General features: G+C 64.6%; 12 protein-coding genes. 9 read left to right on the forward strand and 3 right to left on the reverse strand.

Annotation, left to right across the window (positions count from 1 at the left end; translation table 11 throughout):
- Positions 1–101: 101 nt before the first annotated feature.
- Positions 102–1,385: an isochorismate synthase gene (locus JOE69_RS12520; RefSeq protein ID WP_309799196.1), complete on the reverse strand. Its 1,284-nt coding sequence runs from the start codon at positions 1,383–1,385 to the stop codon at positions 102–104.
- 73 nt (positions 1,386–1,458) lie between these two features.
- Here JOE69_RS12520 and JOE69_RS12525 point away from each other — a divergent pair, with 73 nt between their 5' ends.
- The 6 genes from JOE69_RS12525 (at position 1,459) to JOE69_RS12550 (ending at position 6,836) form a co-directional block, all read left to right on the forward strand.
- The gene (locus tag JOE69_RS12525; protein ID WP_296362192.1) at positions 1,459–2,172 is read left to right on the forward strand and encodes a demethylmenaquinone methyltransferase; all 714 of its coding nucleotides are present in this window, start codon (positions 1,459–1,461) and stop codon (positions 2,170–2,172) included.
- Positions 2,169–3,449 (forward strand): geranylgeranyl reductase family protein, encoded by a 1,281-nt coding sequence (locus JOE69_RS12530; protein WP_309799200.1) that lies wholly within the window; start codon positions 2,169–2,171, stop codon positions 3,447–3,449. Before JOE69_RS12525 ends, JOE69_RS12530 begins: the two co-directional genes overlap by 4 nt.
- 5 nt (positions 3,450–3,454) lie before the next feature.
- A complete protein-coding gene (locus tag JOE69_RS12535; RefSeq protein ID WP_309801284.1) occupies positions 3,455–4,555 on the forward strand; it encodes a polyprenyl synthetase family protein in 1,101 nt (366 codons plus the stop codon).
- 15 nt (positions 4,556–4,570) lie between these two features.
- Positions 4,571–4,954 (forward strand): nuclear transport factor 2 family protein, encoded by a 384-nt coding sequence (locus JOE69_RS12540; protein WP_309799202.1) that lies wholly within the window; start codon positions 4,571–4,573, stop codon positions 4,952–4,954.
- Between the two features lie 43 nt (positions 4,955–4,997).
- Positions 4,998–5,828: an SDR family oxidoreductase gene (locus tag JOE69_RS12545; protein WP_309799204.1), complete on the forward strand. Its 831-nt coding sequence runs from the start codon at positions 4,998–5,000 to the stop codon at positions 5,826–5,828.
- A gap of 120 nt (positions 5,829–5,948) precedes the next feature.
- Complete coding sequence (locus tag JOE69_RS12550) at positions 5,949–6,836, forward strand: endonuclease domain-containing protein (protein ID WP_309799207.1); 888 nt, start codon at positions 5,949–5,951, stop codon at positions 6,834–6,836.
- Here the strand turns inward: JOE69_RS12550 and JOE69_RS12555 are convergent.
- Positions 6,814–7,227, reverse strand: a complete 414-nt coding sequence (locus JOE69_RS12555) for a hypothetical protein (RefSeq protein WP_296362184.1) — start codon at positions 7,225–7,227, stop codon at positions 6,814–6,816. The two genes, JOE69_RS12550 and JOE69_RS12555, sit on opposite strands and share 23 nt — an antisense overlap.
- Before the next feature lie 61 nt (positions 7,228–7,288).
- On the opposite strand from JOE69_RS12555, the gene JOE69_RS12560 reads away from it, so the two are divergent.
- Positions 7,289–9,112: a S9 family peptidase gene (locus JOE69_RS12560; protein ID WP_309799209.1), complete on the forward strand. Its 1,824-nt coding sequence runs from the start codon at positions 7,289–7,291 to the stop codon at positions 9,110–9,112.
- Between the two features lie 44 nt (positions 9,113–9,156).
- Here the strand turns inward: JOE69_RS12560 and JOE69_RS12565 are convergent, their stop codons facing one another.
- The gene (locus JOE69_RS12565) at positions 9,157–9,807 is read right to left on the reverse strand and encodes a trimeric intracellular cation channel family protein (protein ID WP_309799211.1); all 651 of its coding nucleotides are present in this window, start codon (positions 9,805–9,807) and stop codon (positions 9,157–9,159) included.
- A gap of 22 nt (positions 9,808–9,829) precedes the next feature.
- Here JOE69_RS12565 and JOE69_RS12570 point away from each other — a divergent pair, with 22 nt between their 5' ends.
- Positions 9,830–10,507, forward strand: coding sequence for a sirohydrochlorin chelatase (locus tag JOE69_RS12570; RefSeq protein WP_309799213.1), 678 nt, complete (start codon positions 9,830–9,832; stop codon positions 10,505–10,507).
- A gap of 89 nt (positions 10,508–10,596) precedes the next feature.
- The gene (locus JOE69_RS12575; protein WP_309799215.1) at positions 10,597–12,195 is read left to right on the forward strand and encodes a hypothetical protein; all 1,599 of its coding nucleotides are present in this window, start codon (positions 10,597–10,599) and stop codon (positions 12,193–12,195) included.
- Positions 12,196–12,198 lie beyond the last annotated feature (3 nt).

A 12,198-nucleotide genomic window follows, 5' to 3' on the forward strand; every position in this document is an offset into this window, starting at 1 on the left:
ATGTTTCCCCCGTGCGGGCCGTCACTTGTTGCAGGCCAGAACTATACCTTAGTAATCCAGATCACATTTTGTAAACAGTTGTTGCTCTAAAGAAAACTCGACTATTCCTGTGCGCCCAGGGCCTGCAGCATCGGGCGGAACTTGGCCCACGTCTCGGCGAGCTCAGCGGCCGGGTCGGAGGCGCCGACGATTCCGCAACCGGCATACAACCGCGCTTGGAATTCGTTCTCCAGAACTGCGCCGCGCAGGCCGATGCCCCATTCGCCGTTCCCGGCGGAATCCAGCCAGCCCACCGGCCCGGCGTAGGGGCCACGGTCGAAGTTTTCGAGTTCCCGGATCAAAGCCCCGGCCTCGGTGCGCGGGGTGCCGCAGACCGCCGCGGTCGGGTGCAGGGCTTCGACCAGGGCCAGGGAATTCGGCAGGTGGTTTCCGACGGCGGCCAATTCGGCACTCACATCGGAGGCCAAGTGCCACACGTTCGGCAACTCCAGGATGAACGGCTCGGTGGGGAAGTGCAGGTCCGCGGCGAACGGGGCGAGCTGGCGGATCAGCGAGCGGACCGCGAATTCGTGTTCTTGGCGTTGCTTCTCGGAGTCCAGCAGCATTTGTGCGGCATAACCCGGATCATCCGGGGCTCCGGCCCGGTCCACGGTGCCGGCCAACACCCGGGCCCGGGCTACTCCGGCTTCCACTTTGATCAGCATTTCCGGAGTGGCTCCGACGAAATCGCCGACTCCGTAGGTCCAGCATTCCCGATAGCGGCGCAGCAGCGCGTGCAGCACCGTGCCGCGGTCGATCGGCGCCGAACTGCGGGCCACGATGTCCCGGGCGAGCACGACCTTCTCCAAGCTCCGTTCGTCGATGGCTTTGATTCCCTCGGCCACCACGGCCATCCATTCGGCCTCGCTGAGTGCTCCGGTGGACAGCTCGAAACTGCCCTTGGGCTTGCAACCCTGATTCGAAGCCAGCCAGGCAGCGAACTCCGCACGGGCCTGTTCCTCGGAAACGTCGTCGTGCAGGCTGTTCATGGTGAGCCAGGCGTTGCCTTCGCGGAGTCCGACGAGCAGCCGCGGAACGATGAGTCGGGAGTCTTTTCCAGAGAGTTTGGAAAAGGCGAAGCTGCCGAAAGCCACCGGGCCGGTTCCGGCGACGCCCACGCGGTCCTGGACCTGCGCTTCGGCAGTGCGGGCGGCCCACCAATCCTGTGCTTCGGCGAAACGTTCCGGTCCGCGAACTGTGAATTCGCTGACATTTCCGAGTCCGACCAAGCCTTCGTCGCGGCGTACCCAGCACAGCGATTCCGGCACCAGGAAGCTGGAAAGTGTCCCGTCGGCGGACTTCGGGAGATCGGCATCCGTGAGTGGGACGGTCAGACTGCGTAGCACGGAACCAAGCGTACCCGCCCGTCGCGCAATGACCGTGTTCACCACCTCGCCCAGGATTTGCGAGAATAGGACGATGAGCCGTGCATCTTTGGACAAGCGTCCGGACGAAGTCGCCGCAATGTTCGATGACGTCGCGCCCAACTACGACATCACGAACGATGTGCTGTCCATGGGGCAGACCCGGCGGTGGCGCCGTCATGTGGTCGACGCCGTCGGTGCGCGCCCCGGCCAGCGGGTACTCGATGTGGCGGCCGGAACCGGCACCTCCAGCGAGCCGTACGCGGACGCCGGGGTCGATGTGGTGGCTCTGGATTTCTCCCTCGGCATGCTCAAGGTCGGCAAACGCCGTCGGCCGGACATCGATTTCGTGGCCGGCGACGCCACCGCACTGCCGTTCGCGGACGACTCGTTCGACGCAGTGACCATTTCCTTCGGCCTGCGCAATGTCAATGAACCCAAAAAGGCGCTTGCCGAGATGCTGCGGGTGACCAAGCCAGGCGGCAAACTCGTGGTTGCGGAGTTTTCCCACCCGATGTTCGGACCGTTCCGCACGGTCTACACCGAATACCTGATGCGCGCGCTGCCGGCGATTGCGAAGCGATCGTCGTCGAACCCGGCCGCTTACGTTTACCTGGCCGAATCGATCCGGGCCTGGCCGGACCAAGACCACTTGGCCCAGTGGATCGGCGGTGCCGGTTGGTCCCAGGTCAGCTACCGGAACCTCAACGGTGGGCTGGTGGCCCTGCACCGGGGCTACAAGCCCGGCGCGGAGAAAGCTGCTTTGTGAAAGTACTGATTGCCGGTGCCGGCCCGGCCGGGGCCAGTGCAGCCTATTATCTGGCGTCCGCCGGGCTGGACGTCACGGTGCTCGAAAAGACCTTTTTCCCCCGGGAGAAGGTCTGCGGCGACGGGCTCACCCCGCGCGCGGTGCGCGAGATCCAACACCTCGGGTTGCCGCATTCCTCAGCGCAGTGGCGGCGCACCCGGGGCCTCCGACTGGTGGCGCTCGGGCGCAGCGTCGAGGTGCCGTGGCCGGAACTGAGCGACTTCCCGGATTACGGATTGATCCGGACCCGGTGGGGTTTCGACCAGGAACTCGCCGAGCACGCCCGGTCGGCCGGTGCGGAAATCCTGGAAGGCCATTCAGTGATCTCCCTGACCGTGGACGAGGCGGGCCGGGTCAACGGAGCCCGGGCCGCGGTGCTCGACGCCACCGGCCGGAAGACCGGTGAGCAGCTGGACTTCGCCGCCGACGTCGTGCTTTCCGCAGACGGCAATTCGAGCCGATCCGCACTGTCGCTGGGTCTGGCCAAACGCGACGACCGGCCGCTCGGAGTGGCGGTGCGGACCTATTTCACCTCGCCCCGGCACCAGGAAGACTGGATGGAGGGCTGGTTGGAACTGGCCGGGCCCAAGGGCCCGTTGCCGGGATACGGCTGGGTTTTCGGGGTCGGCGATGGGACCTGCAACGTCGGATTGGGGATTTTGAATTCCTCCAGCTCGTTCGGCCGTCTGGATTACCGGCAAGTGCTCCGGGACTGGACCGGATCGATGCCCGGGGAGTGGGGGTTCAACGAATCGAACCAAGTCGGTGAAATCCGCGGCGCCGCCTTGCCGATGGGCTTCAACCGGACGCCGCACTATTCACCGGGACTGCTGCTGCTCGGCGACGCCGGTGGCATGGTGAGCCCGTTCAACGGCGAGGGGATCTCCTATGCCATGGAATCGGGACGATTCGCAGCGGAGCTGCTGCAGCGGGCCGCGGCACTGAAATCCCGGGTGGCCCTGGACGCGGCGATGGCCGAGTACGCGCAGCAGATCATGGCTGAATGGGGCAAGCATTTCACCCTTGGCCGCCATTTCGCGCAATTGATCGGAAAGCCGAACATCATGAAGCTGGCGCTGCGCACCGGCATGCCGGTGCCGCCGCTGATGCGATTCGTGGTGCGGCTCATGGCGAACCTCACCGATCAGACGAATCAAGACACCTCGGACCGGGTCGCGCACCTGCTGGAACGGCTGGTTCCGGCAACCAGTAACGGCCGGGTTAGGGTTAAAGCGTGAGCAACATTGCAGGTGCCGGCAATCCGGAATGGACGCACGCTGGCCACGGCCTGCCCGATTCGCATCAGATCGACCCGCCGACCAGCGCGATCGCCCTGGAAATCAAACTCCCGGCGGCTTTCTCCGAGATCGCCGACGACCCGGAATTGGGGCCGGCGATCTATCAGAGCCTGGCCAAAGTGGAGAAGCAACTGCGTGAGGCGATCGCGAACTCGGATCCATTGGCCGATGCCACGTCGCGGCATTTGATCGAAGCCGGCGGGAAACGGATCCGCCCTCTGCTGGTCTTGCTTGCCTCGCACTTGGGCGATCCGAGCCGTGCCGAGGTGATCCGGGCCGCCGTCGTGGTGGAATTGACGCATCTGGCAACGCTGTACCACGACGATGTGATGGACTCCGCGCCGTTCCGCCGCGGCGCGCCGACCGCCCACGAAGTCTGGGGGAATTCGGTAGCGATCCTCACCGGCGACCTCATTTTCGCCCGCGCTTCGATTTTGGTTTCCGAGTTGGGTTCCAAGGCTTTGGGCATCCAAGCGCGTACTTTCGAGCGGCTCTGCCTGGGCCAATTGCATGAAACTGTCGGCCCGCGCCCGGATGAAGATCCGGTGGAGCATTACATCTCGGTGGTTTCGGACAAAACCGGATCCTTGGTGGCGGCCTCCGGCCAGCTCGGTGCGATCTTCGCCCAAGTGCCGGAATCGGCGCAGAACGTACTCGTCGAGTACGGCGAAAAGGTCGGCGTCGCGTTCCAACTCGCCGACGATGTGATCGACGTGACCGGCATGAAGCAGACCTCGGGCAAAGCTCCGGGCACCGACCTGCGCGAACGAGTGCCGACGCTGCCGGTGCTGCTGCTGCGGAAGGCAGCAGTGACCGATCCCTCCGCAGCTGCGGTTCTGGAGCTGGTCGACGGGGATTTGACCTCGGACGAGGCGCTGGCCGCGGCGGTATCCGCGTTGCGCGCGCACCCGGTGACCGAAGAATCCTGGGCCGTCGCCCGGAAATGGTCCGAGGACGCGGTGGCTGCCTTGACGCCGCTGCCGGACGGCGTGGTGAAATCGGCTCTGGCGAATTTCGCTGCCGCCGTGGTGAACCGCGAAGTCTAGTTCTATGCTTGGCGCATGACCGATCAGCTTGCGCACATCCGAGGGTTGCTTTCGGCGATCGAAGAGGCCCAAGATCCCCGTGACTTCTATGCTCCGGACTTCGTGCAACACGAATGGCCCAATGCGATGTTCCCGCAGGGGGCGACCCGGGACCTCGCTGCAGCGCTGGAGGCGTTCCAGCGTGGCACCGAAGTCATTTCACTGCAGCACTTCGAAATCATCAGGAGCATTTCCGAAGGCGAGTCGGTGGCCGTTGAAGCCGACTGGTTCGGCACCTTGGCGATGCCTGCCGGGGATTTTCCCGCAGGCCATGTGCTCCGGGCCCGATTGGCGATGTTTTTCCGTTTCCGCGACGGCAAGATTTTCGAACAGGAAAATTTCGACGCCTACTTGCCGTAGCGAGGTACGGAATGAATCGTTGCCTGAATGGATTGACGTGGTTATGACTACTCAAAAGGTTTGGTTCATCACTGGGACTTCGCGCGGCTTCGGCCGGGAATGGGCGATAGCGGCCCTGGACCGCGGAGATCGGGTCGCCGCCACGGCACGCGACGCGTCGAGTTTGGCTGATTTGGTCCAGCAGTACGGGGAATTGATTTTGCCGATCCAGCTGGAGGTGACTGATCGGGAGGCGGTATTCGCCGCAGTCGCCCGGGCCGAAGCGCACTTCGGCAGGCTGGACGTGGTGGTCAACAATGCCGGTTTCGGACAGTTCGGCTTCGTCGAAGAACTCAGCGAGGCCGAGGTTCGGGCGCAGATCGAGACCAATCTGTTCGGCGCCCTGTGGGTCACCCAGGCCGCGCTGCCGTATTTGCGGGAACAAGGCAGCGGCCACATCATCCAGGTCTCCTCGATCGGCGGGATCTCGGCCTTCCCCTTGGTCGGCGTCTACCATGCTTCCAAGTGGGCGCTCGAGGGAATCAGCCAATCGTTGGCCCAGGAAGTCGCCGGGTTCGGGATCAAGGTCACCTTGGTGGAACCCGGTGGCTTCTCCACCGATTGGAGCGGCAGTTCGGCCAGGCACGCCACTCCGTTGCCGGCCTATGACGCGCTGCGGGAACAAGTGGTTTTGGCGCGGAGCCAGCGCGGGACGCCAGGTGATCCGGCGGCGACCCGCGGCCCGATCTTGAAGATCGTCGACGCCGAGGTGCCGCCGCTGCGGGTGTTCTTCGGCGATAAGCCGCTAGGCATCGCCAAGGCCGACTATGCGTCCCGATTGGCTGGCTGGGAGCAGTGGCAGGAATTGGCCGTCGAGGCGCACGGCGGACAGTGACCTGACTCAAAACCGTTGCTTTATGGACGTCGGTTTCCGGGTTTTCGGGGGCTAACAGTCAAAAAGGACTCATAAACCAACGGTTTTGAGCTGGCCGATTTCCCCACATCGGCTCGCTCGGTGCTGCGCAACCTGCTCTGCGGCGCGCAGAATGCGGTCATGGAACTGGTACGGATTCTGGAGTCCCGCGGCGGTGTCGCCCGACGGCGGACTTTGCTGCAACTCGGATTCACCGCTGCGGAGCTGCGAAAAGGGGTAGCGGCCGGCATTGTGCGCAATCCGGCCCAAGGCGTCTATGCCATTCCCGAGGCAGATCCGCAGTATCTGGCTGCCGCGAACCGGCATGGTCTGCTGACCTGTGTTTCGGCCGCATCGTATTACCGGCTCTGGCGGTTGCATGACCACCGGGAATTGCATCTGCAACTCAAGCCAGGGGTGCACCATGCCGGCGTTGTGGCACACAGGACCAGCCGGTTCAGGTCGGCGCAGACGGCACCGGTGGCGGCCTTGGCCGACGTACTCAGCGATGCCTTGCGGTGTTTGCCCGAGCCCGAAGCCCTGGTCATGGTGCAGTCCGCGGTGGGCCGCGGTGAGATAGCCCAGGAGTTTTTACATCGGAACCTGCCCGGCAAACGCAATGCCAAGGCCCGGAAGGTCTTGGCATTGGCCTACGGCAGAGCCGATTCGGTGCTGGAGGTGTTGGCGCGCAGCCATTTCATCAAAGCCGGGATCGGCTTCGAACAGCACGTCCAAATCCCCGGCATCGGCGAAGTCGATTTCGTCCTGGAAGGGTTTTTGATCGTCGAGCTCGACGGCGCAACCCATTTCGAAGCCAGGGGAGTCAAACGGGATCGGCGCCGGGACAATGCCTCGGTCCTCCGGGGGAATCCGGTGCTGCGCTATTTTTATGACGACGTCGTGCATCATCCGGAGCGGATGATGAGTCAGATCCACGGGGTATTGGACCGGGGGAGGGAGCTGGGGATCAGTCGTCCCCGTCGTCGTTGAGCACCCAATCGAAATAGTCGAAGACGAACTCGCTGAAGGTTCCTTCTTCGCAGACCCAATTGCCCTTGGCGTTGCTGCGACGCCAAATCAGCGGATCCGGGACGTCGATCTGATCGGCCCGGAAGCCCCAGGTGTAGAGCTCCTCTTCGTCTTCGAGGAAGAGCAAGTAGCCGTCCTCGATCTCCAACTCATCCGGATCCCAGAAGTAGTGGTGGGCTTCCATCAGCTCGCTGTTGCCCAGGGCCAAGTAGAACTCGCGCAGCACTACGGGAATCTCGAGCGAGAGGTCGGCAGCCAGCTCGTCGGGGGTCAGGCCGTCTTCTTCCTGCCACGGCTCGCCGATTAGATTTGGAATGACATCACGGAACTTCTGCAGGAACATTTCGCTCACAACACCATCCTACGGGCCGGGGCGGCTCCGCATTCACATTTTTCGGTGGCAGGATGGATCCATGCCTTCCGGAACGCCCACCCTGGCCGATGATGTCCGTACTCTGCTGAACCTTCCGCTGTCCACCGCGTTGGATGTCGCCGACGACGGGACCGTGCTTTTCGGAACCAACACCGACGGCACCAGCCAACTGTGGGAGAGTTTTCCGGATGGTTCTCAGCAGCAGCTGACCGACTTCGCCTCCGCGGCCACCGGGCGGTACCTCCCAGGCAGCCGAAAGCTCATCGTTTCCTCCGATCTCGATGGCAACGAGCACCACCAGCTCTACCTGCTCGACCCGGATTTGGAACAATTGCCGGTCACTGGACTGGCCCCGTTGATTGACGATCCGGCACACATCTACCAACTCGTGGCGCTGGACGCGCACAGCCTGGTCTACTCGACCAACCGGCGCAACGACGTCGACTTCGACCTGATCCGACGGGATGCGGACACCGGCGCGGAAACCGTTCTCTGGTCCGGTGGCGGCTTGTTCCGCCAGGCTTCGGCCTCGCCGGACGGCAGATTCCTGGTCGCCAATGAGCTCAGCCTGCAGCCAGCCTCGACGGTCTTGCGACTGCTCGACGTCGTTGCCGGGCAGTGGGCGGAGATCACCGCGGCGGACCGGCCCGGAGGCTACGGCGACAGCTATTGGACCGCGGACTCTTCCGGGTTCTTCGCCAGCCACGATGCCGAAACCGACTTCGCGTCGCTGGGTTTCTTCCGGGTCGCCGATCGGAGCTGGCATCGAATCGTCGAAGAACCCGGAGTGAATGTTTCGCTTGCCCTCGATGGAACCGGACGCCGGGCGTTGATCAGCCGGCTGGCGGACGGCAAAACCACGCTTTCCGTCTGCGACGTCGGCACGCAAACCGGCCTGCCGGTCCTGGGGCCGGAATCACCGGTGCTTTTCGCGGAGGAAGGTTATGCCCGGGGCATGCTCAGCGCCGACGGCGGCCGGTTGGCCTTGACGTTCTCTGCGCCGACTTTTCCGGACGAGGTGTTCAGCGCGGATCTGCCGGACGCCGTCGGCGTAGCGCCGATCCGACCGGTGCAACGCACTGCGGCGCCGGGCCGGGAGATCGCGGCGCGGCTGCCGCGGGCCCGCACGGTCCGCATTCCGGCCCGGGACGGTGAGCAGATCCCGGTCTTCGTCACCGATGGCGATGCCAGTGCAGTGTTGAGCATCCACGGCGGGCCGGAGTCGGCGAGCCTATACCAATGGTTGCCGCGCAATGCCTCGATGGTGCTGGCCGGCCACACGGTGGTGGTGCCGAATGTGCGTGGTTCCAGCGGCTACGGCCGGCGTTGGATCTCGATGGACGACGTCGAACTGCGGCTCGAATCGGTCAAGGACTTGGTGGACATCCACGCCTGGCTGGTGGCCGAGGGCATCGACGGTTCCCGGGTGGCGCTCTACGGCGGCAGCTATGGCGGCTACATGGTGCTGGCCGGAATGACCTTCCACCCGGAATACTGGGCGGCCGGAGTGGACATCGTCGGGATGAGCTCGCTGGTCACTTTCATGGAGAACACCTCCGCCTACCGCAGGGCCTACCGGGAGCGCGAATACGGATCCTTGGCGGGCCACCGGCAGGTCCTGGAAGACGCCTCACCGCTGCCCAGGATCAAAAATCTGGCCAAGCCGCTCATGGTGATCCACGGCGCCAACGACCCCCGAGTGCCGTTGAGCGAAGCCGAGCAGGTGGTGGCCGCGGTCCGGGCGAACGGGAGCGAATGCGAATTGCTGGTCTACCCCGACGAAGGCCATGGACTCAGCCGGCGCAAAAACCAGTTGGACGCCTACCCGCGGGCGATCGAGTTCCTGCGCCGCACCCTGGGCTGAGCTGGAATCGGGCTGGGCTGGGACCGGGCTGGGCTGGGATCGGGCTAAACGCTCGATTGGCCGGTCCAAGCGCCGGCTTCCGGGCTGCGCCGCCAGACCGCCAACGGTGCGTGCCAGCGGAAGTGCCAGGCCAACAGGCGGAAACTGAACACCAGCACCGCGATGACGATCCCGGTGCCCAGGTTCAGCACGCCGTTGAGCGAGCAGAGCACGGTCAACGCGGCACCGAGGAAGGCCGGAATCGCATAGATGTCGTGCGAACTGAAGAGCCGTGGGACTTCGTTCGCGACGACGTCGCGCAGCAGCCCGCCGCCGACCGCGGTGGTCACACCGAGTAATACCGAGGCCACTGGATTCATGCCGGAGTCGAGCGCTTTGGCGGTGCCGGTGATGCAGAACAAAGCGAGTCCGGCGGCATCGAAGACGGTCAGCAATCTGCCGATCCGTTCGACCGAGGAGTACAGGAAATACACCAGCAAGGCGGCGAGCACCGGCGCGACTAGGTACACCGGAGTCGAAAAAGCCGCCGGACTCTGGCCCAGGACCAGGTCGCGGACCACGCCGCCGCCGAGTCCGACCAGGGAGCCCAGGAGCAATGAGCCGATCAGGTCGAAGCCTTTGCGACCGGCCAGCAGCGATCCGGAGACCGCGAAGAAGAAGACGCCGAGCAGGTCGGGCAGAATTTCGATGCTCACCGGAGCAGATTACACTTCCTGCATGACTGCGCCGATCCTCGTTGCCTGCTCGCACGGCACTGACAACCGTTCCGGGCGGGCCGAAATCGACCACTTGCGGAAGCAGATCGCGGCCCTGCGCCCGGGCCTGGACGTGCGCGAAGCCTATGTCGACGTGCAGGACCCGGCCTTGCCGGAGGTGGTTGCGGCTTTGCCGGAAGGCGCGCCCGCGGTAGTGGTGCCGCTGCTGCTCTCCGTGGGTTATCACGTGGAAGTGGACATCGCACAGGCGGTGGCTTCCCGGGAACGGACGGTGGCGGCTACGCCCTTGGGGCCGGATCCACGGTTGGCACGCCTGCTGGCGGAACGGCTCGGCCCGCTCGGCCCGGAATGGGGGGTGGTGCTGGCCGCCGCCGGATCGTCCAAGCCGACTGCGGCCCGGGCCGTGGAACAGCTGGCGGAGCAGCTGGCCGGGATGATTCCGCAACCGGTCCTGGCCGGTTATGGCGCCGGCGCGGAGCCCAGGGTGCCGGCCGCGGTCGGACTCCTGCGCGGGCAGACCCGGCGGGTCGCGGTGGCCGCCTACTTGCTGGCACCGGGATTCTTCCACGACCAACTGGCCAAGGCCGGGGCAGATCTGGTCACTGCGGCGCTGCTGCCGGACCCGGTGCTGGCACAGATCGCACTGGACCGCTACGACGCCGCGGTGCTGGCTTTCTGAGCGCCTTGCCCCTTGGGGAAGCCCGCGGTGTCCCGGGTGCTGCACTTTGCCAGGGGCCGGGACGGCGGATTGCTGGCTAACCTCGAGAGGTGAGGTCACAGCAGGGGAAACAGGATGGTCCGGCCCAACAACGGCACCCTGGAGCTGGAAACCCCGGGCCCGCCCAGGGCGCATCCTGGCTTGCTTTGCAACGGACCGCCGGAAACCGCGCGGTGAGTCAGGTGCTGGCCGCGCCGGTGGTCAGCCGGGAAGCCAAAGAAGACAGCGGATTCATCGGCTCCGTCAAGCATGGCTACGACCTGGCCGCCAAGACGATGGCCCAAATCGCCGACGCGCTGGCCGTTCCCGGAGAGGTCGCCGGCAAGCTCGGCGAGGATTACGACCGGCAGAAATCCGCAGCGGCGGTCGGTGCCGCAGGAATCGAGGCGGCGCTGCAGCGGTTGGAGAACCGTTCGGCCAGATTCGTCTTCTCGGTCCTGCAGATTCTGCGCTCCACCGGTTCGGCGGAATCGCCCAATCGGGCGCCGTACCAATGGCTGATCGCCGGGCAGGCGTCGGCCTCGCCGCGGCTTGCCCTGATTTTCCGGGCGATCAGCGCGCCCAAGGGGATCGCCGATGCCGATTACGAGGGATTGCCGCCGGAGCAGGCCCGGGAGATCAAATCGTTCATCGGCCTGAGCTCGTGGGACGATCCGATCGCCGGTCTGCCGCGGTTGGGCAAGAGCGGTGCGGCGCTGACCGACGAGCAAAAAGCGCAGCAGCAAGAGCAGATCGGATACATCCGGACGCGGCGCGAATCCGCTTCCGCCGCCGGAAACCGCCTGAAAGACCACAAGATCTCCTCCGGCCCGAACAAAGACAAAGCCGGCCTCGAGTACGGCGGTTCCGGGAAAGCCGAACCGAATCCCACGAAAACGGTCGAAGGCTCGCTCAAGGCGGCGATTTGGAAAGAGCTCGCCGCCGAGGGTTCTTCGGCTGCCATCAACACATACGACAACCAACGGTTCACCTGGGGGCGGGGCTGGAGCGCCTTGTCGACGCTGCCCAAATTGGTGCAGGGCTATTTCAAAGCCGACCCGCAATTGCGGCAAGAGCTCATGGAAGCCGGGTTCACCAACGACGGCGCAGCGAAGGCGCCGGGTGATTCCTGGCTCTTCGTCGACGTCGAGCGTGGGGTTGTGCTCGAAGGGAAGGCTGCGCTGGAAGCTCTGCAAACCAACCGGAAATTCGCCAATGTCTTGATCGAAATCGCCGAAGACGACGAACACCTGCAGAAGATGGTGGACACGCAATTCGAGCAGATCAAGTACCCGAAGGCCTTCGAAGAACAATGGAACGCGCAAAAGTGGACCGAGGAGACAGCACGGTTCGCTTTCCATTGCGCGCATTGGGGTTCGAAGTTGGATGAAGCGGTAGCAGTCGGTCCGGATCTGTTGAAGCTGGCCAAATGGATCGCCGCGCAACGGATCGACCAGAAGGAGTCGAAGGGCAACCTCCAGGTGGTCGGCGCCGGCGCCTCCGCGACGATCCGGGTGATGGCGGACCATGCCGTGGAGAAGCTGCTCAGCGGGCAGAGCGCGGAGCCGCTGTCCGAGCACTCTGAACCGGGGATCTACGTTCAGTTCGGCGAACGGAAAAGCAAAGGCGGAGCGGCGGTCAAGGTCTACAAAGTGCTCAAGGCGCCCTGAGCC

The sequence above is a fragment of the Arthrobacter russicus genome (genome assembly GCF_031454135.1).
GTDB classification, from domain to species: domain Bacteria; phylum Actinomycetota; class Actinomycetes; order Actinomycetales; family Micrococcaceae; genus Renibacterium; species Renibacterium russicum.

Excerpts from the sequence above, each read along its gene's own strand:
- JOE69_RS12560 (WP_309799209.1), top strand. The coding sequence starts at position 7,289 with ATGCCTTCCGGAACGCCCACCCTGGCCGATGATGTCCGTACTCTGCTG.
- JOE69_RS12545 (WP_309799204.1), top strand. The coding sequence starts at position 4,998 with ATGACTACTCAAAAGGTTTGGTTCATCACTGGGACTTCGCGCGGCTTC.
- JOE69_RS12525 (WP_296362192.1), top strand. The coding sequence starts at position 1,459 with ATGAGCCGTGCATCTTTGGACAAGCGTCCGGACGAAGTCGCCGCAATG.
- JOE69_RS12570 (WP_309799213.1), top strand. The coding sequence starts at position 9,830 with ATGACTGCGCCGATCCTCGTTGCCTGCTCGCACGGCACTGACAACCGT.
- JOE69_RS12540 (WP_309799202.1), top strand. The coding sequence starts at position 4,571 with ATGACCGATCAGCTTGCGCACATCCGAGGGTTGCTTTCGGCGATCGAA.